Genomic DNA, 21,656 nt, shown 5'->3' on the forward strand with positions numbered 1-21,656 from the left:
CTTGAACGCTCCCGCGAACCACTCGGACGATGAAAACACGTCGGGACGCCGTCGATAGCTTCGATTCCTTCCGGCAGTTCGTCGGGCTCGAACGCGACGTGTTCGTCCTCTCGGTGGCGATGTTCGCGTTCAGCCTCTCGTTTCAGATGACCGGCCGGTACGTCCCGGAGTACCTCCGGGTGCTCGGGGCCGGCGCGACCGTCGTCGGCCTCTACGGGAGCGTCGGCAACCTCATCGGGGCGCTGTACCCGTATCCGGGCGGCGCGCTCTCCGACCGCCTCGGGTCGCGCCTCTCGCTCACGCTGTTCGGGACCGTCTCGTCGGCGGGCTTTCTCTTCTGGTTCGTCGCCCCGCAGGTCCCCGAAGTGACCCTCGCGGGCGTCTCGCTCGAACCGTGGCTCTGGATTTTCGTCGGGCTCTTTCTCACGCAGGCGTGGAAGTCGTTCGGCCTCGGCGCGACGTTCGCCATCGTCAAACAGAGCGTCCCGCCGGAGCGACTGGCGATGGGCTTCGCCAGCACCGAGATTTTCCGCCGCGTCGGCTTCCTCCTCGGGCCGCTCATCGCGGCCGCGCTGCTGGCGGCGACGGCGACGTTCGTCGAGGGCTTCCGGTACGTCCTCGTCGTGGCCGCGGTCTTCGGCGTCGTCGCCACCGTCGCTCAGCACGTTCTCTACGACGCGGGCGAAGACTCGCTGGGCAAGTCGTTCGAGGGGCTCGCACAGCTCCGCGACGACCTCCGGTCGCTCCCGGAGACGCTCCGCCCGCTCCTCGTCGCGGACACGCTCGTCCGGTTCGCCAACGGGATGGTGTACGTCTTTTTCGTCATCGTCGTCACGGAGTTCCTCGAAGTCGGCTTCACCGGGTTCGGCGTCTCGCTTCGGCCGGCCGCCTTCTTCGGCGTCCTCCTCGGCGTCGAGATGGTCGTCGCGCTCCTGACGAAACTCCCCGTCTCGAAGCTCGCCGAGCGGACCGGGCTCAAGCCGGTCGTCGGGCTCGGGTTCGCGGTGTACGCCGTCTTTCCGGTCCTCCTCATCTTCGCGCCGGCGGACCAGTGGGTCGTCGTCGCCCTCTTTGCCTTCTCGGGGCTCCGGTTCGCCGGTCTCCCTGCGCACAAGGCGCTCATCGTCGGCCCGGCGGAGCGAAACGCCGGCGGGCGGGTGACGGGCGCGTACTACCTCGTGCGGAACACCATCGTCATCCCGAGCGCGGCGCTCGGCGGCTGGCTCTACGCGCGGGACCCGACGCTCGCGTTCTCGGTCGCGTCGCTCGTCGGCGTGGTCGGCGTGGTTTACTTCGCACTGCGCGGAAAAGAGTTCGAGGCGTACGCCGGCGGGGCCTGACGCTCAGTTCGGGACGACGAGGTCGACCTCGAAGTAGTACATCGCCTCGAGGTCGCCCTCGAAGACGAGGTGGATGAGCGCGTTCTTGTCCGCCGGGACGTTGTTGCTCACGTCGGTGTCCTCGGCCACGAGGTCGCCCTCGGCGTCGTACACCCGACCGACGACGCTCAGTCGCCCGATGCGCGAGGAGGTGTCCACGGAGAGACCGACGCGGTAGGTTCCCGCCTCCTCGTCGGTCTCGGCGTAGTTCTGCCACGTCTTCGCGTACGGGAGGTCCGAGGAGACGACGACGCCCGGCACGGGTCCCTTCGTCAGGAGCGTGCCCACGACGTCCGGGTCGTCGTCCTCGCGCTCGAAGTCGATGCGGTCCTCGGGAGCGTCGGTCGTCGGCTCCGGCGTGGGTTCGGGTGTCGGTTCGGCGGGCTGTTCGGTCGTCGGTTCGGGAGTCGACTCGGGCGAGTCGGTCGCCGGTTTCGCGGGCTGTTCGTCGCCCGCAGGGTCGTCGTTCTGGTCGGCCGCCGGGTCGAGCGCGTTACCCTCCGCACCGAGGCAGCCGGAGAGGAGCACCACGCCCGCTCCGACGCCGCCGAGGAATGTTCGTCTGTTCATGTCGCTTCCAACGACACATATATACTAAATTATGATTGTACTGAATGGCTGAAGATTCCGGGATAGAGAAGGTCTGTGGCGGTTATAGGGGTCATTACGATTAGTGACCCACGAGTGAAAGGGGGGTCCGTCCCACGTCGCCGACCACGCAAAGATTCAACTTTGTTAACATACATCTTTGTTCATGGACATCGGAATACTCGGCGCTGGCCGACTCGGCGGGACGTTGGCCCAGCTCCTCGTGGAGTCGGACCACGAGGTTGCGATAGCCAACGAAAGCGGGGTCGAGTCGCTCGCGGACCTCTCCGAGACGCTCGGCCCGCAACTTCGCGCGGTTGAACCGACGCGGGCGATTCGGTTCGGCGACGTGGTCTTCCTCGCCGTTCCGTTCCGAGAGCGCGAGTCACTGCCCGACGCGGACCACTTCGCGGAGAAGATAGTCGTCGACGCGATGAACCCCTACACCGAGAACTTCCACGTTATCGACCTCGGCGACGACACCTCCTCGGAACTCGTCGCGGCTCAGCTCCCGGACGCGAAACTAGTCAAGTCGTTCAACACCATCCACTGGGAGACGCTCCGCGACCTCGGACATCCCGACCTCCCCGAATCGGAACGTCTCGCGGTCTTCCTCGCCGGCGACGACTCGGACGCCAAGGCGCACGTCGCCGACCTCATCCGCGACATCGGCTTCGGCCCGGTCGACGTCGGCGACCTCGTTCCGGGCGGCGAACTACTGGAACCCGGTTCAGCGCTCTACAAGCGCGAAATCACGGTCGAAGAGGCGCGTGAGACCGTCCGAACGCTTCGTGCTCGGCAGGGCTGACCGTCGTACCCGTGGAACTATCACGATTTTTGATTGTGTATGGTGAACACCAGATTGCGCTCGCGGAGTACCACGGCCGTACCCGTCCGTTTCCGTGACGTTCACGAATTACAACTGTTCACAAATAGCATGGATTTAAGGGCCATCATCTCACACAGACGCCTGTTAAGGCACCCATGATGGCACAGACGAACGACTGGAAGGACTCGCGCGTGACGTACGACGAGGCGACCGGGTCGTACCGCGTCGACCGCGATTCTTCCGAGCTACTAAGTACGAACGTTGTATTGAGTATTGCGGCAATCGAGGGCGTCCGACCGACGCAGCTCCCGCCGCTCGCACAGACTATCGACCCCGACGCCCTCGAAACGGTCTTCGGCCGTTCTGAGGACGCGCTCCTCTCGTTTTCCTACGCGGGCTACCGCGTGACGCTCGACGCGCTCGGTTCTATCGAAGTGGTCCCCATCGGCGACGCCCAGCCCCTCCAGTGAGGCGACTCACCGCCTAATCGCCGACCACTTACCGCTCATCTCCCCCGGCGAGTGGCGACACGGTCCCGCGATTCGTTACGCCGGCCTCGCGGTTCGCCACGGTCCAGTAGGTGCCGCCTGACCGCCCGCTCGTGACAGTAGGCGAAACATACCAAAACGTCCTGTCACCGTCTCCCACGGTATGTTCGGAACGAGTGGAATCAGAGGTCCGGTTGGCCGAACCGTGACCGCCGAACTCGCCCTTCGAATCGGCCGCGCGGTCGGCTGCGACGCCTGTACCGTCGTCGTCGGGCAGGACGCCCGCCTCAGCGGAGACGTCCTCGCCGACGCCGTGAGCGCAGGCGTCCGCGAGTGCGGCGCGAACGTGGTCCGACTCGGCGTCGCCTCGACCCCGACGGTCGCCCGCGCGGTCGGCTGGGCCGGCGCTGACGCCGGTATCGGTATCACGGCGTCTCACAACCCCGCGTCGGACAACGGGCTGAAGCTCTGGACGCCGAGCGGCCGCGCCTTCGACAAGGCCCAGACGCGTGACATCGTCCACCGGCTCAACCGCGACGAGGTGTCGCTCGCCCCGTGGGACGAACTCGGCGAGGAGCGCGAGTGGCCCGACGCCGCGGCCCGCCACGTGAACCACCTCGTCTCGTCGTTCGACGACCTTGACGACGTGTCCGTCGCGTTCGACCTCGGCAACGGTACGGGTCGCGTCTCCGTCGACGCGCTCTACGAACTCGGCGCGACGGTCAACACCATCGACGGCCAGCAGGACGGCCGGTTCCCCGCCCGAAAGAGCGAGCCGAACGCGGAGACGCTCACGGCGCTCCGGCGGACCGTCCCCGCGCTCGACGTGGACGTGGGGCTCGCCCACGACGGCGACGCGGACCGACTCGTCGCGGTCGACGAGACCGGCGCGTACGTCGCCGGCGACGCGCTCCTCGCGCTGTTCGCGCGGGACGCCGTCTCCCCGGGCGACGCCGTCGCCGTCCCCGTGGACACGAGCCTCCTCGTACAGGACGTGGTCGAATCCGCCGGCGGGCGCGTCACCTACACGCCGGTCGGCGACGTCCACGTCGCCGAGGCGGTCGCCGAACCCGGCTACGTCTTCGGCGGCGAGCCCTCCGGCGCGTGGATTTGGCCCGACGAGACGCTCGCGCCCGACGGCCACTACGCGGCGCTCAAACTCGCCGACCTCGTGGCCCGCGGCGAACCGCTGTCCGAACAGGTCGCCGACCTCGGCGGGGCGGCGTACGCCACCCGCCGCGCGAGCCTCTCGTTCGACGACAAACACCAGGCGATGGACCGAATCGCCCGCGACATCCACGCGACGTACGACGAGGTCGACACCATCGACGGCATCCGCGTCGACACCGACGACGGCTGGTTCCTCGTCCGCGCCAGCGGGACCGAACCGCTGGTCCGCATCACCGCCGAGGCCCGCGACGAGGCCGACGCCGACCGCCTGTTCGAGGACGTTCGCTCGCTCGTCGAGGGCGCGCGCGTCGTCGCCTGAAGCACTCCCTTTTGTGACCCGCCCGCCTCCTCCGCGGGGGTAGTTCAGTTCGCGCACGCGAGCGACCGTTCTCACGGTTTATGTACCATGGCGCCCGACCTCCGCACAGAGCGACGATGCACGACGACTCTCCGCCGCGCGACCGCTCGAACGGTTCGCTCACGCGCCGAGCCGCGACGAAAGCCGTTTCACTCGGCGCGCTCGCGGCCCTCGCGGGCTGTCTCGGCGGCGGTTCGAACGCGGAACAGCGGCCCGACCCCGTCGATCTCTCGGGCGGGAAGGAAGACGACCAAGGCGGGATGGTCATCGGCCTCCACGCCGGCCCGAACGGACAGATTTTCTACCGCGAGAACGCGCCGGAGGGCCACGACAACCCGGCGTGGTTCCACACCCTCAGTATGGGGCTGTTCCCGTACTACTTCGAACACCGAGAGCAGGGCTGGGAGGCGACGGCGGTGTACGTCACGGACTACTCGACGGTCGACTACGAGCTCTCGACCGAGGGTGGCGACACGTTCATCTCGACCCACACCGACGCCGAGACCTTCGGCGACGCCACCGAGATGACGTACGTCGTCGAAAGCGACGTGCTCGGAGGCATGGGTAAAGACCTGATTCCCTTTTCGTCGGACTCCGACGCCGACGGGTTCGTCGCCGAACACGGCGGAGAAACCGTATCGTTCGACGGCGTGACACCCGAGTGGCTCAGCGGCTACATGCGCTCGTAGCGCCGCCGCTGTCGGTCGCTTCGAAAACAACGGAGTTTCCGACGGCCTCAGAACGAGTCGTTGGGGATGCGGACGCCGTCGACGTAGACCGACACCGCGTCGGTCGACTGGAAGTTGGTGATGTCGCCCGCGAACTGGTAGCGCCGCGAGTCGTCGTCGACGGTTCCCTCGGCGGCGGGACCGACCGTCCCGGTCGTGCTGAGCGCGCCGTTCGATTGGAGCGGTGAGATCGAGCCGCTGACCGTCACTTCGAACGAAGAGACGGGACCGGTGCCCGCGACGACGAGCGTGTGCCCGTCGTCGTCGACCGGTTCGTCGGCCTGTTCCGTCGCCGAGCCGAGCCCAGAGAATCCCGCGAGTGCACCGGCGGCCGATACCGACCCGCACAGCGCGAGGTACTTGCGTCTACCGACGTCGTCGTCAGTCGTCGTCGTTTCTGGGTCCTGCCCGGTGGACCGTTCACTTACCATGTCTCAGGGGTTGCGGATTACACCCATAAATGTTGCGATAATTACATTAGTTGGAATACATGAATATCTATCGACGATACTATTGAGATCGTTACTGTTCGAATCGACGACGAGTTCCGACGATTCACTTCGACCGAAAAAACGACCGACAGCGACCACTTATTCTCGAATTAATCCGTTTCTTATGGCTGCATTAATGGCTGATTTGCGGTGTCGATTTGATTATCCTTTTTGTGATATTTTTGACGGCGACCGAATGTACTAACTTCTGATAAATATCTCAGTGGCGTGCGCAGCGACCGCTCTCTCGGTCGTCCGAGCGTCTATGAACCTCGAAACCGCGGCGGACGAGTCGGGAGTCGCGGCGGGCGTCGCGCTCGGCCTCGTCGAACGCGGTCGGCTCAGCGCCGCTGCGGTCGCTCGACTCGAATCGGCGTCAAAAAGGGGAGAGGACCGGACGAGACCGCGGGGACCGATGCGGCCACCAGCGACGAGCTGTTCTCGTCTTCGTTTCTTCCGGGGCGAGCGTCCCACTCGCGCCCTCGGGTGTTCGAACGGACGGTTCGTCGCTCCGCTGTGGGGACGGCGGCGTGCTATCCGAGGAACCCGACGTGGCGGTCTTCCCAGTCTCGGCGCTCGACGATGGACTCGCGACCTTTCTCGGACATCTCGTAGAAGTTCGTTCGGCGGTCGTGCTGTCCCTTGTTCACGTACCCCTGTTCGACGAGGGCGTCGAGGTTCGGGTAGAGCCGACCGTGGTTCACCTCCCCGACGTCCTTGCTGATCATCTCTTTAATCTCCTGCCCGGACGGGCGCTCTGCGCCGGCAATCACGTACAGCAGGTCTCGCTGGAAGCCAGTCAATTCGAACATTGTAGTCTCGAATCTAAGTATCGCCGCCATCGGGTATTGTTAGCCACCTCTATACTGGACAATTGGGTTCCTTACCGCCGCTGTCGCGAGTTTGCTCCCATTCCGGCGCGAGGACTTTTCTCGAAATCGACGAGATACGTAATCATCTCCGAGACCGAGATAACTCCCTCCCGCTGACGGTCCGTCTCCGAGTAAATATCGCGTGAAGATGAGCTTAATCCCCGTTAGAAACCGGTCCGGTGCCTCCCGGAAACGTCACGATAACAAAGGTCGGTTGTGGTGTACTACGACTCAACCGGGTCGGCTCCCCCTTTCGCATCGCGTGCGAGGACCGCCCCCGAACACGACGATGACAACCCTATCAAAAGACGAGCTCTTTCGCATCCTCAGTAACTCGCGCCGGAGGCAGATTCTCTACTTCCTCCACCGCGCGGGCGAAGCAATCTCGTTGAAGCAACTCGCGGCGATGGTCGCGGCTCGAGAGAACGGCACGGCGGTCGAGGACGTGACCGACGAAGAGCGACAGCGCGTGTATATCTCGCTGTACCAGACGCACCTCCCGAAACTCGAGAGCGCCGGGCTGGTCGATTACGACGACGAGGAGCGCTCCGTCGAACTCGTCCCGAACGTCGCCAAGCGGGGGTTCTTCTGGATGCAACCCGACGCGCGCGAGTCGTGGAGCCGGTACTACGCGCTTCTCGGCGCGCTCAGTTGGGTGCTCATCCTCGGGGTGTGGGCGGGGCTCCCGGGATTCGCGCTCGTCTCGTGGAGCGCAATCGCGGTGTTCGTCTCCGCGGCGCTCCTCGCGCTGGTGTTCGCGCAGTACCTCTCCGAGCGACGCGAGGGCACCTCGGCCGACGCCTTCGAAGCGCTCGTGGAATAACCCCCGGATAATCGTCATCTCGCGACCGCCGTGGGCACCCGCTCCGGCGCGCTCGCGTATTCTCAGTCGGTGCTACTGCCGAATCGTCGTATCCGTGAGTTTAACTGCCAGTCGAGTTTGATGTCCCTCTCGATAACGGCTTCCTTAGACGGAAAACCGGGACACTCTGCCACTTCGCGGTAGGACTACGCTACTATCGGATACATTGAAAGTCTGAGTTAGTATAGATTGTTACAACCAGTTTACTCGCAGATTTTGCGTCCCTAACAGTCGGACAAATCAGAGTGTGGGATTCTCAGACAAGTATATATCCTCGTTTAACCTATTAGTTGATTGACCCTCTGAATCTGGGGCGCGCTTGGTGGGGCGCATCCAAAGGTTGTGGTCTGTGCTAAACGTCACGTGGTCTCCCCTCTCGACTGACCACGTCACTCGGTAGCACCCGACTACACAGTGGGGGAGGAAGGAACAATGGTTACCGATTCATTACAAGCTGACACCGATGTTGTTGACCAGACGACGAACGAACAACTCGCGGAGACGACTGGTGGGTCTCACGCGGTTTCCGAACAGCAACAACAACCCGAAATCGAAGCGCTCTCGAAGGACGTCGTCTTCGAGATTCTGAAGAACCAACGCCGGCGCGACGCGCTCCGGTACCTCAAGGAGAACGACGGCGAGGCGAAGCTCGGCGACATGGCCGAGTTCATCGCCGCGAAGGAAAACGGCATCGAGATAAAGGCGCTGTCGTCGAGTCAGCGAAAGCGGGTGTACATCGGTCTGTACCAGTGTCACCTCCCGAAGATGGACTCGGCGGGCATCGTCGACTTCGAGAAGAACCGCGGTGACATCACGCTTCTCGACACCGCGAAGCAGCTCGACCAGTACCTCGACGGCGACGTCGTCAGCACCGAGACCGACGACGAGCAGGCGGCGCCGCTCGCCGCGTCGCCGAAACGGAACCTCGCCATCGCCGCCGGCGTGGCCGCGACCGTCTCCGGCGGCCTGCTCGGCGTCCCCGGTCTCGAACAGATTCCGGCCGCCGGCTGGGCCGTGCTGAGCACCGCGACGCTCATGGCCATCACCGCGATGGAGTCGTACAAGGGCCGCCTCAACCTCTGAGCCGGTCTCGCGCGCCCGCGTCGCGAACGATACAACGAACAACTCGGATCAACGAACAACTCGGATTTTACTTCGATCTGCGTTCGAACAGCGGCGGCCTTGGTCGCCGCTCGCACGTCGACGTCCGTTCTCTCAGACTCTCTCGTTCCCACTCCGCTTCTGGCTCTCGCGCTCCCGTTCTCGACTCGCGGGTGTGATTCGCAGACCGTGCAACCGACGTGGCGGCTTCGGCCGCTCGGCGACACCATCGGATGAATGCCCACCGATTAGGAGCGGCCGAACCCGCCTGCCTCCCGATTTAGGCCGGCTTTCGCCGCTTGCAACAGTCTCACACGCGACCCTAACGCGCGACCGGTTCGGGGAACCCTCTGTATAACAATCCCCGTCGCCGTCCCTGTTCCCTCTATGACTCACTCACCGTCACGGCCACGTTCCGAACGTCCGTCGCTCGCGGGAGGGCGCGAATGAACGACCGCATCACCGAGGCGGTCGTCCTCGCGGCCGGCGAGGGGCGACGGCTCCGCCCGCTCACCACCTTCCAACCGAAGCCGATGCTCCCCGTCGCCAACCGGCCGGTCGTCGAGTACGTCCTCGACGCGCTGTTCGAATCGGGTATCGAGCGCGTCGTCGTCGTCGTCGGCCACCGCGCCGACCGCATCCAGTCGCACCTCTCTGCGACCTACTCCGACGCGGACATCGAGTTCGTCCACCAGGACTCGCGTCTCGGCAGCGGCCACGCGCTCCTCCTCGCCGAGGGGCTCGTCTCCGGCCCCTTCGTCGTCTGCAACGGCGACAACGTCGTCGACGCCGACATCGTCTCGTCGGTGCTCGAACGCTTCTCGACGACCGACTCGGTGGCGACGGTCGCGGTCGCCGAGTCCGACACGCCCGAGGAGTACGGCGTCGTCGTCGAGGACAACGGCCGCATCGCCGACATCGACGAACACGCCGTCGACAGCGAGGGCTACCTCGTCAACGCGGGCGTCTACGTCTTCGACGACGCCGTCTTCGAGGCGCTCCGGCGCATCCCGCCGCACGACGGCGAGACGCGACTCCCCGACGTGATTCACTACCTCGACGGGCACGTCACGTCCGTCCTCGTCAACGGCGGCTGGCTCGACCCCTCGCACCCGTGGGGGCTCCTCTCCGTGACGGAGACGCTCCTCGCGCGCAGACACGACTCCGCAGTCGCCGAGTCGGCGCGGATTCACGAGCGCGCGCTCGTCGGCGACCACGTCGTCGTCGGCGAGGACTGCGACGTGGGGCCGGGCGCGGTCATCAGCGCCGGCTCGTGCCTCCAAGACAACGTCTCGGTCGGCGCGAACAGCGTCATCGAGCGCTCCATCCTCTCGACCGACGCGCGGGTCGGCGCGGGCGTCGTCCTCCGCGACTCCGTCGTCGGCCCCGGCGCGACCGTCGGCGACGGCGTCGTCTCGCCCGGCGGCCGGGCGGACGTCATCCTCGAAGGCCGGCTCTACACCGACCGCCGGCTCGGCAGCATCATCGGCGACCGCGCCGAGGTCGGCGCGAACGTGACGCTCACGGCGGGTAGTCGCGTCGGCGCGGAGGCCGTCGTCGGCCCCGGCACGGTCTTACACGGCGACGTTCGCGAGCGCGTGGAGGTGACTCACTGATGTGCGGAATCACCGCCTGCATCGGCGCGGACAACTCCGTGGACTCGCTCGTCGACGGACTCCAGCGGCTGGAGTACCGCGGCTACGACTCGGCCGGCATCGCCGTGAAGAACGGCTCGGGCATCTCGCTGACGAAGCGCGTCGGCGAGGTCTCCGAGCTCGTCGCGGCCGTCGAGCAGAACCCCATCGCCGGCGACTACGGCATCGGCCACACCCGCTGGGCGACCCACGGCGGCGTCACCGACGGTAACGCTCACCCGCACACGGACGAGTCGGGCCGCATCGCCGTCGTCCACAACGGTATCATCTCGAACTTCCAGTCGCTCCGCAGCGACCTCGAGTCCCGCGGCCACGTCTTCAGCAGCGAGACCGACACCGAAGTCGTCCCGCACCTCATCGAGGAGAACCTCCGCGACGGCGCGACCCCCGAGGAGGCGTTCCGCGCCGCGGTCGGCAGCCTCTCGGGGAGCTACGCCATCGCGGCCATCATCGGCGACGAGGAGGCCATCTTCGCGACCCGCTCCGGGTCGCCGCTGGTCCTCGGCGTCGGCGACGGCGAGTACTTCCTCGCCAGCGACGTGCCCGCGTTCATCCAGCACACGGCGCGCGTCGTCTACCTCCACGACGGCGACTTCGTCGTCACCCGCGCGGACGGCTACGAAATCACCGACTCGGCCGGCCGCGCGGTCGACCGCCCCGTCGAACACGTCGAGTGGGACCCCGAGACGGCGACGAAGGGCGGCTACGAGCACTACATGTACAAGGAGATTCACGAGCAGCCCGGCGCGCTCCGGCGGACCACGCAGGGCCGCCTGAACACCCACGCCGGCGGCGTCGAACTCGAGGAGTTCCCGCCGGAGTCGTTCGCCGACGTGAAGCAGGTCCACCTCCTCGCGATGGGCACCTCGCACCACGCCGGAATGTACGCGGCGTCGCTGCTCAACTCCCGGGGTATCCCCGCCTACGCGTTCATGGCGGGCGAGTACTCGGTCATCAAGCCGCCGGTGACGCCCGACACGCTCGTCGTCGCGGTCAGCCAGTCCGGTGAGACCGCCGACACCCTCGACGCCGTGCGCCGCGCCCGCGCCGCCGGCGCGCGGACCCTCGCGGTCACGAACGTCGTCGGCTCGTCGATAACCCGCGAGTGCGACGACGAACTGCTCATCCGCGCGGGTCCCGAAATCGGCGTCGCGGCCACCAAGACGTTCTCGTCGCAGGTGACGGCGCTGACGCTCCTCACGGAGCGCATCGTCGAGGACGTGACCGGTGCGAAGTCGCCCGCCGCGCGCGACCTGATGGAGGCCCTGTCGCGGCTCCCGGGCGACGTGCAGGAGGTGCTCGACACCTCGATGGCCCGCGAGATTGCCATCGAGTACGAGGGCAGCGACGCGTACTTCTTCATCGGCCGCGGGGTCGCCCACCCCGTCGCCCTCGAAGGCGCGCTGAAGTTCAAGGAGATATCCTACGAACACGCCGAGGGGTTCGCCGCCTCGGAACTCAAACACGGGCCGCTGGCGCTCGTCACGCCGCTGTCGCCGGTGTTCGCCATCTTCACCGGCCACGACGACGAGGCGACGCTGAGCAACGTCAAGGAGGTCCAGGCTCGCGGCGCGCCCGTCATCGCCATCACGAGCGACCGCTCGGGCGAGGTGACCGAGTTCGCCGACCACGTGCTCCGGATTCCGGACACGCACCCCGACATCGCCGGCGTCCTCGCCAACGTCCAGCTCCAGCTCGTCGCGTACCACGCGGCGGACCTGCTCGAACGGCCCATCGACAAGCCGCGTAACCTCGCCAAGTGCGTCACCGTCGAGTGAGAAGCGCGGCGACGTGACGCGGCGGGTAACCCCGCCTGCCCTCCGTATTTTGCGCCCATTAATCCGCCGTCGACGCTCGATTCCGGCGTCCGACCCGTCATTTTCAGGTGTTCGCGAACGTTCGGCGATAAGTGAATATTATCTCGACTGTAGGCACCGATTACATATTACCTGCCCGCGTCAGGTAACACGCGATGACCCGACGCGACCTCGTGGACGACGTTCTTTCGGCCGCAGACGACCCTCCGGGCCCGCTGACCGACGAGAGCGACGCTCCCCCGGCGACGGACGAGACCGACATTCCTCCCGAGTCGTCGGACGACGACCTCCTCGACGCGCTCGGTGACGAGGTCTCGCGGGACGTGCTGTTGGCGTGCAACCGCGCGCCGATGACCGCGGAGGAGCTCGCGGAGAACTGCGACGTCTCCGAATCGACCATCTACCGCCGCCTCGAGACGCTTTCGAGCCTCGGGCTCGTCGAGCGAACGCAGCGAATCGACGCGCCGAGCAAGACGTGTTACGAGACGGTCGTCGACGGCCTCTCGATTCACCTCGGCGACAGCCTCCGCGTCGAGGCGGGGTCGAGCAACTACGTCGTCGACGCGATGCGCACGCTTCTGGCCGCGATAGACGTCCAACAGCTCGCGTACGACCGCGAGCAGAACAGCGTGGACGTTCGGTTCCGACTGGCGCCGCACCTGCTCGATTCGCTGGTGGAACTGTACGTCAGAGACACGAATTCGCGTGAGGAGTAGTCCGCCGACCGCCGATGTCGGTTCGTTCGCCGCGTCGCCTTCTCGCGGGCTCTCGCCGTCCTACCGCCGCCACGACCCGTCGACTTCGCCGAGGACGAGCGCGAGCGCGTCTCTCGCGCGTCCGACCGCGATGAGTTCGCGGGCGGCCGCGGCGGTGAGCGGTCCGATGGACTGCGAGGATTCGAGCCCGGCGACGATATCGGGCACCTCGGCGGTGAACCACGAACTGGCGTCCGTCCCGGGTTCGTCGTCGACTTCCGCGGACGGGCGGGTGTGAGGGGCGTCGGAAATCATACCGAATATACACCCCGAAACTGGTTAGTTAGGAATCCGCGGGCCCCCGGTAGCGACTTCCTACTCACCGGGGCACCGACCGCGTTCGGGTCCGGAATCGTTCCGATTCGCATACCACATTATTGCAAAGAATAATAACCCGGTGTAGCGTTTCCCCGATAATGTCTCTCAGCGAACTCATCTCCGGCGTCGCCGCCTCGGAGCGAACACTGACGGTGTTCAATCCGACCCCCGGCGTCGTCGAGCGACTCGCCGAGCACTTTGCGGATCGAAACGTCTCGGTGGAGTCTGCGAGTTCCGACGAGGGCCCTTCGAACTACGCGGTGCTGGGTACCGGCGACAAGTTCCACACGGCGGTCTCGGTCGACGACCTCCTCACGCGCCCCGAGGACGTCGAACCGGGGTTCGAACGCGACTCGTACGCGCCGATTCTCGACCACCTCGACGAGACGCTGTTTACCTCCTACGACCGTCGGAAGATGCTCAACGCCACCCGCGAAATCGAGGACCGCGCGTGGCGCGTCGGCGCGGGCGAACTCCACTCGGGCTTCCAGTCCGGCGGAAACCTCCGGCCGCAACTCGAAACGTACCGCCGCCTCGGCGACCGCGACGACCTCTCGGTCCACGCGTACATCTACCCGAACGGCGAGGTCCCGCAGGCCGACCAGTTCCAACTCCACCTCGCGCGCTCCGACGAGATTCGGCGCTCCTGGTTCGTCGCCTACGACGGCAACGGCGTCGGCGACTACAAGTGCGCGCTCGTCGCCGAGGAGCCCGAACCGGGGTTCGGCTTCACCGGCTTCTGGACGTACGACCCCTCGACGGTCGACTACATCGTCAACCACCTCGTCTCGTCGTACTCGATTATCGAATCCGATGGCTCGGGCGACGTCGGTCCCCGTCGTCAGATGACCGTTCGACCGAAGTGTAGCCGCTGACTCGGGTTCGCTTCTTTGTACTCGCCCACAGAATCAATTCGGAGAACTGGGCGCGAATACTTACCAACGCCCGCCCGGAACCGGGCGGTATGGTTGACGGAATCCTCCTCGACGCCTCGAACCTGAAAGGCAAGGTCAAAGGCGGCCGCGCCGGGGCCGAAATCGCCGGGATGAGCTACATCGGCTACGAACTCGCGGTCACGGAGCGGAGCATCCACGTCTACGGCGACCACTGTAACGCCGACATCCAAGACGAGGAGTACCGCTACCTCATCGTCCCGCTCGACTCGGTCCGAGGAGTCGAACTCAAAGACCTGTCCGACCGAGGTCGGTGCCTGCAGATTCACGCGTTGGACGATGAGGTGATACTCTTCTCGGAGAACCAGTCGAGCCTCTCGAAGAATCTCAAGCGCGTATTTCTCCTTCTCTCGCGGTTGCTCGCCTGAGCGGACCGGTCGGCTAGTCGGCCGGTCGACCGGCCAACTGGTCAACCGGCCCGGTGGCGAATCAGGTAACGTTTCGAAAGCAGGTAAACTAACCGAACCGCTAAAGAGGGTCGGAACCGAGGTGAGTGTATGGCCACGGATATGAACCTCGACGACGCCCCCTGTCCCATCATCGACTCGCTGAAGCAGATCGGGTCGCAGTGGCGTCTCATCGTCCTCCACGACCTCCAAGACGGTGAAAAGCGGTTCAACGAACTGAAGCGCTCGACCGGCGCGAGTTCGCGGACGCTCTCTCGCGTCCTCGACGACCTGCAGGAACACGGCTTCGTCGACCGCCGGATGGAAGAGGACGCGCCGGTCGCGACGTACTACTCGCTGACCGACAAGGGCGTCTCGCTGTGCCCGGTGTTCGACGAGATACAGGAGTGGGCCACCGAGTGGCTCGACGCCGAGCACGAAGAGTCGGCCGAAGCCGAGACGGTCCAGTCGACGGTCTGAGCGGCGCTACACTACACTTCGAGCGGGTCGCCGTCCGCCGTCTCGAAAATCGCCTCGTGGACCTCCGCGACGGTGACCGAGTCGAGTTCGTCGAGCATCGCCTGAATCGCCGGCTCGAGCAGTTCGCCGAGGACCGGCTGGATGTGTTCGCCGACGGTGCACTCGTCGTTCGGTTCGTTCGTGTGGAAACAGAACGGCTCGGCGTCCTCCACCGCCTCGTAGATGTCGCGAAGCGTGATGGCGTCCGGCTCGCGGGCCAGCGTGAAACCGCCGGTCGGGCCGCGCTTGGAATCGACGAGGTCCGCCTCCCGGAGCGAACACAGAAGCTGACGGATGACCACCGGGTTCGTGTTGACGCTCCACGCGAGACGGTCGGAAGACAGCCGCTCGTCGCTCCGCACCGCCAAGTTAGTCAGCACGTGCGTCGCGACGACGAATCGGCTGCTGTTCGACATACACGTTCTTTGGAGCTACGGGCATTTTAGATTTCACGGTGATGCGCCGATTTCGCCGGATTCTCCGCGGAATCGACGTTTTTCAACCCCCGAACCGAATCGGGGGTTCGATATTCGAATTCGGTCACGAGAACTGACCGGATGGGGTTCCGAACGGACGAAAAGTAGACCCGGAGTCGGCCGACTCGGGCGGGTCGACCCGTGCGGCGGTCGGTTCACTCTCCGTTTTCGTCAGCGCTCTCGTCTGCGTTCGCCTCCCCCGCCCCGTCCCCCTCGTCGTTCGGCGGGAGCGCGTCGACGTCGGTCGCCCGCATGAGCGCGATGACCACGTTGTCGGCGACCTCCGCGGCGAACCGCAGTTCGTCGGTCCGCCACTGCCGCGGCTCGCCGACGTGTTCGTGACAGACGACGCCGACGACCTCGCCGCCCGACCTGACTGTCGCGTCGAGCATCGACGTGATGCCCTTCGGTTCGAGGTAGCCGTTCCGTAGTTCGGCGGTCGCGGGGTCGGTCTGAACGTCGTCGACGCCGAGCGACCGATTCGCCTCCAGCGCCTCGAAGTACGACGGGTAGTTTGACGCAGTTAGCGTCCCCCCGGCCGTGTGCTCGCCCGACACCTGGTCGTACTGGTCGACACAGCGGAGCGTCTCGGCGTCGTCGAACAGCCAGACGCTCGCCCGCTCGACGCTCAGCACCGTCGCCATCGTCTCGGTGATGCGCGGGAGGGCGTCTTCGAACGACCCCGCGATGACCGTCTCGTCGGTCGCGAGGTCGATGAGCGCCCGCCGTTGGCGCTCTCTTCGTTCCCGCTCGCGGTACGCCTCGGTCACGTCGCGGAACACGACGACGACCCCTTCGACTTCCCCGTCGTCGGTCCTGATGGGCGACATGCTGTCTTCGATGTACCGCTCGTCGCCGTCGCTCGTGACGAGTTTCGTTCCCGCGCCGAGTTCGACCGGCCCGCCCGCCTCGGCGACGCGCTGCATCGGGTCGATGCGTTCGCCGGTCTCCGCGTTGACGAGGTGGAACGCGTCAGAAAGCGGCTTGCCGACGGCGGCGTCGGCGTCGTAGCCGGTTATCTCCTCGGCCGTTCGGTTCAGCTGGGTGACCGTCCCGCCGGCGTCGGTGGCGACGACGCCCTCGGCGATGGAGTCGAGGGTGACGCGGAGATGCGCCTCGCGCTCCCGGAGGCGCTGCTCCGCGCGCCTGTGTTCCGTGATTCTGACGAGCGTCTGCCGGAGGACGCCGTACTGCGCCGTCGGGTCGCCGCCCTTCTGGAGGTAGCTGTCCGCGCCGAGATTCAGCGCCTCGATGGCGACCTCCTCGCGGCTCCGTCCGGTGAAGATGACGAAGGGAATGTCGGAGCCGCGCTCGTCGCGGAGCACCGACAGGAGTTCGAGACCCGACATCTCGGGCATCTGGTAGTCGGAGACGACCGCGTCGAACGACTCCCTTTCGAGGAGCGCCAGCGCCCGCTGCGGCGAGTCGGTCGTCTCGACCTCGATACCGTCGTCCGTCGATTCGAGAAACCGCTTCGTCAGCGCCAACAGCCCCTCGTCGTCGTCGACGTAGAGCACGCGTATCGTCGGTGACTCCCCCTCGGTCCCGTCCATGTACTGTCGTGATTCTTCGCTATTGTGTCTGATAACTGTTTGGTGGATTAACTGTTTTCATAGTGTCACGAACCGGCGAGACGGGCGCTCTCGCGGCGTCTCGGTCAGTCGTCGTCGGCGGTCGGCGAGTCGCCGTCCGTCTCGACGCTCGCGCCGTCGCCGTCGCCGTCGATGCGGTCGTAGAGCACGGACTCGCCGGGTTTGACCGTCCCGCCGGTCGGGATTCTGACACCCGCGTTCAGCGAGGCGTTGATGCCGGTTTTCACCCCGTCGCCGAGGACGACGCCGTACTTCCGGCGGCCCGAGGAGACGAGTTCGCCCTTGAGCATCTGTCGGACGGGCTCGCCGTCGTGGCGGAGGTTCGCGACCTTGGTCCCCGCGCCGAAGTTCACGTCGCGGCCGAGGAGGCTGTCGCCGACGTACGAGAGGTGACCGACCGTCGCGCCCTCCATCAGGACGCTGTTTTTCACCTCGACCGCGTGGCCGACCTTGGCGTTCTCGCCGACGAGCGTGTGCCCGCGGACGTAGGCGTTCGGTCCGACGGTGGCCCCGCTGCGGACGAGCACCGGCCCCTCGATGACCACGCCGGAGCGAACCGTCGCGCCCTCCTCGACGACGACCGGCCCGTCGAGCTCGGCGCGCTCGGACACGTCGCCGTCGATTCGCGGCTCGAGTTCGCCGAGCTTCCACTCGTTGGCTTCGAGAAGCTCCCACGGTCGCCCCACGTCGAGCCAGCGGTCGAAGGCGACGCCGCGCACGTCGTAGGCCTCGCAGGTCGCCGCGAGTACGTCGGTCAGTTCGAGTTCGCCGCGGTCGCTCTCGTCCACGTCGAGCCAGCCGTGGGCCTCGGCCGGGAAGACGTACGCGCCGGCGTTAACGAGGTCAGACGGCGGGTGTTCGGGTTTTTCGACGACGCCGGTGACGAAGCCCTCGTCGTCGGTGTCGAGGACGCCGTAGGAACTCGGGTCGTCGACGCGGAACGACCCGACTGCGGGCGTCCCCTCGTACAGCGTCGAAAGCGACGGCACGTCGTACAGCGCGTCGCCGTTGAGGACGACGAACGGTTCGTCGGGGTCGAGATGGGGGGCCGCGGCGCGGACCGCGTCGGCCGTCCCGCGCTGTTCCGACTGCACGGCGAACTCGACCGGGACGCCGGCGCGCTCGTCGCCGAAGTAGTCGCGCACGTCATCGGCCTCGTAACCGACGACGAGCGTGATGTCCGTCGCGCCCGCCTCGACGGCGGCGTCGGCGGTGTGCGCGACGAGCGGCCGGTCGGCCACGGGGAGCATCGGCTTGGGTCGGCGGTCCGTGAGCGGACGCATCCGGGTGCCGCGGCCGGCGGCGAGAATGACAGTCTGCATACCTGCGTAAGGAACTCCCCGGAAGAAATTCCTTCGGTCCGGGAAGTACGAGACAGGGACCAATCGCGACGCTGTGGGTTGCCTCTGGTCCACCTACCGTAACCGACTCGAGGTGGTACGGTCGGTACGGCACGTCTCTGTCAATATCAGTCTAACAAAACGCTTGCGAACCCTGCCCCGGATTCGAGTTCGATACTTCGCTCCCGCGCGACGCCGTCGCTCGCGAACGGTTCGAACCACACGGCCCGCGAACGGCGAACGTCTTGGGGTTACGATGGGTTGGAGATTCGCACGACACGCGGCGCCGTGTGTTAGTTAACAGACGAGCGCCAGCGCGTAATAGTTTCGTTCCGCGGCGACGCGAACCGCGTTCGTGGGCGTTATTACCGTCCCACCCTTCGGCTGTGGAGGGTTACGATGGAGATTCGCACAGGACTCTCTTACGGAGACGTATTGCTGGTCCCACAGCGCTCCCCGGTCGACAGCCGGAGCGACGTGGACCTCTCGACCAACGTGACGCCGGACTTGCGCCTCGACACGCCGCTCGTCAGCGCGGCCATGGACACCGTGACCGAAGCGGACCTCGCGGCGGCGCTCTCCGGCCTCGGCGGCCTCGGCGTCGTCCACCGCTTCCTCGACGTGGACGAGCAGGCCGAACAGGCCCGCCGCGTCGCCGAGGCGGGCGGGACCGTCTCGGGCGCGGTCGGCATCAACGAGGACTACCTCGACCGGACCGAGGCGCTCCTCGACGCCGGCGCCGACGCCGTCGTCATGGACATCGCTCACGGGCACATGGAGCGGTGTCTGGACGCCGTCGAACGGATTCGCGACGAGTTCGACCCCGAAATCGTCGCGGGTAACGTCGTCACGCCGGCGGCCGTCGAAGACCTCTGGGAGGCCGGCGCGGGCTGTGTGAAAGTCGGTGTCGGGCCGGGTTCGCACTGCACGACCCGCGAGGTCGCGGGCGCGGGCTATCCGCAGCTCACGGCCGTCTCGGAGTGCGCCGAGCGGGCGCACGACCTCGGCATCCACGTCATGGCCGACGGGGGGATTCGGACCTCCGGCGACGCCGCGAAGGCGCTCATGGCCGGCGCGGACACCGTCATGATGGGGAGCTTCTTCGCCGGCACCGACGAGGCACCGGGCCGCGTCGTCGAGGTCGACGGCGAGACGTACAAGCGCTCCCGCGGGATGGCCTCGACAGAGGCCGCCGACGACCGCGACGACAAACAGAGCGACGTCGACGCGGGCGAGGGCGTCGAGGCGCTCACGCCCCACAAGGGGCCGGTCGAACCGCTCGTCGAGGAGTTCCTCGGCGGGGTTCGCTCGGGTGTGAGCTACTGCGGCGGTCACACTATCCCAGACGCCCGCGAGAAGGCGTCGTTCGTCCGCGTCGCGGCGAGCGCGAAGGAGCGAGAGGGTGCCCACGGCGTCGTCTTCGCCGAGGGTCCCGTCGAGGTCGACGACGAGGTCGAACGCGAGTTGCAGGCCCCGATGGCCGACTGACTCGCTCCGCGGCCGGCGACCGGGACACGTGCGGTCCCCGCCCAGCCGACCGCTTCGAGCGGCGGCGCTCTCGGCTGCCGCCGCTCTCGACCGCCGCCGCCGCCGCATCCCCTCTCGGCAGTCGCCGGAGCCGAACCGGACACAACAGTATTTATCCGATATATTTGCACATGTATCGGTTTAGTTATCTGTCTGTCTATCCATGACTGACCGCGTGACGAAGCGAATCGAACGGACGTTCAGCGTCTAATATACGGAGATGAATCAGTGATGCTGTTGTGGGCTCGATGCCACAATGACGCCGTCAGATAGTGATTTGAGGTGATTAGCTCAGGCTGACGAACGTATTCCCTCGGCCGGTCACAGTCGTGTCGCTACGGTTGACTGGCCACCTTTCTCGCGTTTTGATTCCCGTTTCGAAAAGAACTATCAAATTGTGGGCTGTATCTGATTTTCTTATATATTCGTCAGGAGTGAATCGCCTTGAAGCCACCGGCTCGCGAGTCAGTCGCCCCGTGTTACGAATGTCGGGGCCGACTCTCTCGGAGGTGCGTTACAAGCATAAGTATGTAATCTGATTCCGCGCCCGGTCGACTCGGTCTCCGGGCACCGGATGTCGCGCACGTCAACCGTCAAATATCGCACGAAATACAGCACAGCCGAACGGCCGTTCGTCACTGCGAGGCGATTACGAGTACGTCGCGCGGATGCCGATGACGCGGGCGGCCTGCGTCACCATCTCCGGCACTTCCGTGTGGTACCACTCGCCTTTCATCCGGGTGGTGGGACCGGAGACGCTGATAGAGCCGAGAATGGTCCCGTCGTCGGAGAGAATCGGCGCGCCGACCGCCCGCATGCCGGTGATGCGCTCTTCGTCGTTGAAGGCGTAGCCGCGCTCGCGAATCGTCGCCAACTCGGCTTCGAGGGCGTCGCGGTCGTCTATCGTCTTCGTCGTCAGCCGCGTCAGTTCGCCGTCGAGAATCTCGTTTCGGCGCTCCTCGTCGCAGAAGGCCAGGTAGGACTTGCCGACCGACGTGGTGTGGAGGTCGACCGTCGTGCCGATGTGCGAGTCGGTCTGGAGGCCCTGTTCGGACTTCACCTGATAGATGTAGACGCCGCGGCCGTTCTCCTCGACCATCACCTGTCCGCGCTCGCCGACGGCCTCGACGAGGTCGTCCATCTCGCCGATGGAAGCGTGATACAGCGCGTGTCGCGTCCGTGCGTGGTCGCCGAGGTCGAGGAACTTCAGACCCAGCGCGTACTCGTCGCCCTGCCTGACGACGTAGCCGAGCTCCGCGAGCGTCTTGAGGTGGTTGTGGGCCGTGCTCTTCGAGATGCCGAGGTCGTTCGCTATCTCCGACACCCCGCTCGCGTCGTGGTCTCTGATGTGTTCGACGATGCCGAACGACGTTTTCGTAGCGCCGATTGTCCCGGCCGTCTCGCGCCCGTCCGTGTTCATAGTTATCAATGACTGAGTGCGGTAATAATTGT

At 65.9% G+C, this 21,656-nt stretch carries 22 protein-coding genes; 14 read left to right on the top strand and 8 right to left on the bottom strand.

Annotated elements, in window-relative coordinates; translation table 11 throughout:
* The first annotated feature begins 29 nt into the window (after positions 1–29).
* Positions 30–1,340, top strand: coding sequence for an MFS transporter (locus DEQ92_RS16900; RefSeq protein ID WP_004978136.1), 1,311 nt, complete (start codon positions 30–32; stop codon positions 1,338–1,340).
* 3 nt (positions 1,341–1,343) lie between these two features.
* Here the strand turns inward: DEQ92_RS16900 and DEQ92_RS16905 are convergent, their stop codons facing one another.
* On the bottom strand, positions 1,344–1,949 hold the full coding sequence (locus tag DEQ92_RS16905) for a twin-arginine translocation signal domain-containing protein (protein WP_004978138.1): 606 nt from the start codon (positions 1,947–1,949) through the stop codon (positions 1,344–1,346).
* Positions 1,950–2,133: 184 nt separating this feature from the next.
* On the opposite strand from DEQ92_RS16905, the gene DEQ92_RS16910 reads away from it, so the two are divergent.
* From DEQ92_RS16910 to DEQ92_RS16925, 4 genes are all read left to right on the top strand, one after another.
* A complete protein-coding gene (locus DEQ92_RS16910) occupies positions 2,134–2,775 on the top strand; it encodes an NADPH-dependent F420 reductase (protein ID WP_004978140.1) in 642 nt (213 codons plus the stop codon).
* Between the two features lie 176 nt (positions 2,776–2,951).
* Positions 2,952–3,266 carry a HalOD1 output domain-containing protein gene (locus DEQ92_RS16915; protein WP_004978141.1) on the top strand — a complete coding sequence of 105 codons (315 nt, stop codon included), beginning with the start codon at positions 2,952–2,954 and terminating at the stop codon, positions 3,264–3,266.
* A gap of 181 nt (positions 3,267–3,447) precedes the next feature.
* Positions 3,448–4,773: a phosphoglucosamine mutase gene (gene glmM / locus DEQ92_RS16920; protein WP_049905300.1), complete on the top strand. Its 1,326-nt coding sequence runs from the start codon at positions 3,448–3,450 to the stop codon at positions 4,771–4,773.
* 116 nt (positions 4,774–4,889) lie between these two features.
* On the top strand, positions 4,890–5,501 hold the full coding sequence (locus DEQ92_RS16925; RefSeq protein ID WP_115805767.1) for a nitrous oxide reductase accessory protein NosL: 612 nt from the start codon (positions 4,890–4,892) through the stop codon (positions 5,499–5,501).
* A 47-nt stretch (positions 5,502–5,548) separates the two neighbouring features.
* On the opposite strand, the gene DEQ92_RS16930 is transcribed toward DEQ92_RS16925, so the two are convergent.
* Both DEQ92_RS16930 and DEQ92_RS16935 read right to left on the bottom strand, forming a co-directional pair.
* A complete protein-coding gene (locus DEQ92_RS16930; protein ID WP_004978146.1) occupies positions 5,549–5,971 on the bottom strand; it encodes a hypothetical protein in 423 nt (140 codons plus the stop codon).
* Positions 5,972–6,564: 593 nt separating this feature from the next.
* On the bottom strand, positions 6,565–6,843 hold the full coding sequence (locus tag DEQ92_RS16935; protein ID WP_004978148.1) for a PadR family transcriptional regulator: 279 nt from the start codon (positions 6,841–6,843) through the stop codon (positions 6,565–6,567).
* A gap of 349 nt (positions 6,844–7,192) precedes the next feature.
* Here DEQ92_RS16935 and DEQ92_RS16940 point away from each other — a divergent pair, with 349 nt between their 5' ends.
* The 5 genes from DEQ92_RS16940 (at position 7,193) to DEQ92_RS16960 (ending at position 13,054) form a co-directional block, all read left to right on the top strand.
* The gene (locus tag DEQ92_RS16940) at positions 7,193–7,726 is read left to right on the top strand and encodes a hypothetical protein (RefSeq protein WP_004978149.1); all 534 of its coding nucleotides are present in this window, start codon (positions 7,193–7,195) and stop codon (positions 7,724–7,726) included.
* 471 nt (positions 7,727–8,197) lie between these two features.
* Positions 8,198–8,848 (top strand): hypothetical protein, encoded by a 651-nt coding sequence (locus DEQ92_RS16945; protein ID WP_050460335.1) that lies wholly within the window; start codon positions 8,198–8,200, stop codon positions 8,846–8,848.
* 464 nt (positions 8,849–9,312) lie between these two features.
* Positions 9,313–10,482 (top strand): sugar phosphate nucleotidyltransferase, encoded by a 1,170-nt coding sequence (locus tag DEQ92_RS16950; protein WP_115805766.1) that lies wholly within the window; start codon positions 9,313–9,315, stop codon positions 10,480–10,482.
* Positions 10,482–12,299, top strand: coding sequence for a glutamine--fructose-6-phosphate transaminase (isomerizing) (gene glmS / locus DEQ92_RS16955; RefSeq protein ID WP_004978152.1), 1,818 nt, complete (start codon positions 10,482–10,484; stop codon positions 12,297–12,299). Before DEQ92_RS16950 ends, glmS begins: the two co-directional genes overlap by 1 nt.
* Positions 12,300–12,493: 194 nt before the next feature.
* A complete protein-coding gene (locus tag DEQ92_RS16960) occupies positions 12,494–13,054 on the top strand; it encodes a helix-turn-helix domain-containing protein (protein ID WP_004978154.1) in 561 nt (186 codons plus the stop codon).
* A 60-nt stretch (positions 13,055–13,114) separates the two neighbouring features.
* Here DEQ92_RS16960 and DEQ92_RS16965 read toward each other — a convergent pair whose 3' ends face one another.
* A complete protein-coding gene (locus tag DEQ92_RS16965) occupies positions 13,115–13,348 on the bottom strand; it encodes a hypothetical protein (protein ID WP_004978156.1) in 234 nt (77 codons plus the stop codon).
* A gap of 161 nt (positions 13,349–13,509) precedes the next feature.
* On the opposite strand from DEQ92_RS16965, the gene DEQ92_RS16970 reads away from it, so the two are divergent.
* From DEQ92_RS16970 to DEQ92_RS16980, 3 genes are all read left to right on the top strand, one after another.
* Positions 13,510–14,286: a DICT sensory domain-containing protein gene (locus DEQ92_RS16970; RefSeq protein ID WP_004978158.1), complete on the top strand. Its 777-nt coding sequence runs from the start codon at positions 13,510–13,512 to the stop codon at positions 14,284–14,286.
* 89 nt (positions 14,287–14,375) lie between these two features.
* Complete coding sequence (locus DEQ92_RS16975) at positions 14,376–14,732, top strand: hypothetical protein (protein WP_115821157.1); 357 nt, start codon at positions 14,376–14,378, stop codon at positions 14,730–14,732.
* A gap of 129 nt (positions 14,733–14,861) precedes the next feature.
* Positions 14,862–15,230: a helix-turn-helix domain-containing protein gene (locus DEQ92_RS16980; RefSeq protein ID WP_008094018.1), complete on the top strand. Its 369-nt coding sequence runs from the start codon at positions 14,862–14,864 to the stop codon at positions 15,228–15,230.
* Between the two features lie 11 nt (positions 15,231–15,241).
* Here the strand turns inward: DEQ92_RS16980 and DEQ92_RS16985 are convergent, their stop codons facing one another.
* The 3 genes from DEQ92_RS16985 to glmU all read right to left on the bottom strand — a co-directional run bounded on the left by DEQ92_RS16985 (position 15,242) and on the right by glmU (position 18,659).
* Positions 15,242–15,685, bottom strand: coding sequence for an Rrf2 family transcriptional regulator (locus DEQ92_RS16985; RefSeq protein ID WP_004978164.1), 444 nt, complete (start codon positions 15,683–15,685; stop codon positions 15,242–15,244).
* A gap of 215 nt (positions 15,686–15,900) precedes the next feature.
* Positions 15,901–17,298: a response regulator gene (locus tag DEQ92_RS16990; RefSeq protein ID WP_004978166.1), complete on the bottom strand. Its 1,398-nt coding sequence runs from the start codon at positions 17,296–17,298 to the stop codon at positions 15,901–15,903.
* Between the two features lie 104 nt (positions 17,299–17,402).
* Entirely contained in the window at positions 17,403–18,659 is a 1,257-nt protein-coding gene (gene glmU, locus DEQ92_RS16995; protein WP_004978167.1) for a bifunctional sugar-1-phosphate nucleotidylyltransferase/acetyltransferase, read from the bottom strand.
* A gap of 417 nt (positions 18,660–19,076) precedes the next feature.
* Between glmU and DEQ92_RS17000 the strand changes: the two genes are divergently transcribed.
* Complete coding sequence (locus DEQ92_RS17000; protein WP_081605271.1) at positions 19,077–20,165, top strand: guanosine monophosphate reductase; 1,089 nt, start codon at positions 19,077–19,079, stop codon at positions 20,163–20,165.
* Between the two features lie 688 nt (positions 20,166–20,853).
* On the opposite strand, the gene DEQ92_RS17005 is transcribed toward DEQ92_RS17000, so the two are convergent.
* On the bottom strand, positions 20,854–21,624 hold the full coding sequence (locus DEQ92_RS17005) for an IclR family transcriptional regulator (RefSeq protein ID WP_004978172.1): 771 nt from the start codon (positions 21,622–21,624) through the stop codon (positions 20,854–20,856).
* Between the last annotated feature and the right edge of the window lie 32 nt (positions 21,625–21,656).

It is taken from the genome of Haloferax sp. Atlit-6N (genome assembly GCF_003383195.1).
Classification (GTDB): domain Archaea; phylum Halobacteriota; class Halobacteria; order Halobacteriales; family Haloferacaceae; genus Haloferax; species Haloferax gibbonsii.

What these genes read in the sequence shown, in the direction of transcription:
- DEQ92_RS16900 (WP_004978136.1), top strand. Translation starts at nt 30, where the DNA reads ATGAAAACACGTCGGGACGCCGTCGATAGCTTCGATTCCTTCCGGCAG.
- DEQ92_RS16905 (WP_004978138.1), bottom strand. Translation starts at nt 1,949, where the DNA reads ATGAACAGACGAACATTCCTCGGCGGCGTCGGAGCGGGCGTGGTGCTC.
- DEQ92_RS16910 (WP_004978140.1), top strand. Translation starts at nt 2,134, where the DNA reads ATGGACATCGGAATACTCGGCGCTGGCCGACTCGGCGGGACGTTGGCC.
- DEQ92_RS16915 (WP_004978141.1), top strand. Translation starts at nt 2,952, where the DNA reads ATGATGGCACAGACGAACGACTGGAAGGACTCGCGCGTGACGTACGAC.
- glmM (WP_049905300.1), top strand. Translation starts at nt 3,448, where the DNA reads ATGTTCGGAACGAGTGGAATCAGAGGTCCGGTTGGCCGAACCGTGACC.
- DEQ92_RS16925 (WP_115805767.1), top strand. Translation starts at nt 4,890, where the DNA reads ATGCACGACGACTCTCCGCCGCGCGACCGCTCGAACGGTTCGCTCACG.
- DEQ92_RS16930 (WP_004978146.1), bottom strand. Translation starts at nt 5,971, where the DNA reads ATGGTAAGTGAACGGTCCACCGGGCAGGACCCAGAAACGACGACGACT.
- DEQ92_RS16935 (WP_004978148.1), bottom strand. Translation starts at nt 6,843, where the DNA reads ATGTTCGAATTGACTGGCTTCCAGCGAGACCTGCTGTACGTGATTGCC.
- DEQ92_RS16940 (WP_004978149.1), top strand. Translation starts at nt 7,193, where the DNA reads ATGACAACCCTATCAAAAGACGAGCTCTTTCGCATCCTCAGTAACTCG.
- DEQ92_RS16945 (WP_050460335.1), top strand. Translation starts at nt 8,198, where the DNA reads ATGGTTACCGATTCATTACAAGCTGACACCGATGTTGTTGACCAGACG.
- DEQ92_RS16950 (WP_115805766.1), top strand. Translation starts at nt 9,313, where the DNA reads ATGAACGACCGCATCACCGAGGCGGTCGTCCTCGCGGCCGGCGAGGGG.
- glmS (WP_004978152.1), top strand. Translation starts at nt 10,482, where the DNA reads ATGTGCGGAATCACCGCCTGCATCGGCGCGGACAACTCCGTGGACTCG.
- DEQ92_RS16960 (WP_004978154.1), top strand. Translation starts at nt 12,494, where the DNA reads ATGACCCGACGCGACCTCGTGGACGACGTTCTTTCGGCCGCAGACGAC.
- DEQ92_RS16965 (WP_004978156.1), bottom strand. Translation starts at nt 13,348, where the DNA reads ATGATTTCCGACGCCCCTCACACCCGCCCGTCCGCGGAAGTCGACGAC.
- DEQ92_RS16970 (WP_004978158.1), top strand. Translation starts at nt 13,510, where the DNA reads ATGTCTCTCAGCGAACTCATCTCCGGCGTCGCCGCCTCGGAGCGAACA.
- DEQ92_RS16975 (WP_115821157.1), top strand. Translation starts at nt 14,376, where the DNA reads ATGGTTGACGGAATCCTCCTCGACGCCTCGAACCTGAAAGGCAAGGTC.
- DEQ92_RS16980 (WP_008094018.1), top strand. Translation starts at nt 14,862, where the DNA reads ATGGCCACGGATATGAACCTCGACGACGCCCCCTGTCCCATCATCGAC.
- DEQ92_RS16985 (WP_004978164.1), bottom strand. Translation starts at nt 15,685, where the DNA reads ATGTCGAACAGCAGCCGATTCGTCGTCGCGACGCACGTGCTGACTAAC.
- DEQ92_RS16990 (WP_004978166.1), bottom strand. Translation starts at nt 17,298, where the DNA reads ATGGACGGGACCGAGGGGGAGTCACCGACGATACGCGTGCTCTACGTC.
- glmU (WP_004978167.1), bottom strand. Translation starts at nt 18,659, where the DNA reads ATGCAGACTGTCATTCTCGCCGCCGGCCGCGGCACCCGGATGCGTCCG.
- DEQ92_RS17000 (WP_081605271.1), top strand. Translation starts at nt 19,077, where the DNA reads ATGGAGATTCGCACAGGACTCTCTTACGGAGACGTATTGCTGGTCCCA.
- DEQ92_RS17005 (WP_004978172.1), bottom strand. Translation starts at nt 21,624, where the DNA reads ATGAACACGGACGGGCGCGAGACGGCCGGGACAATCGGCGCTACGAAA.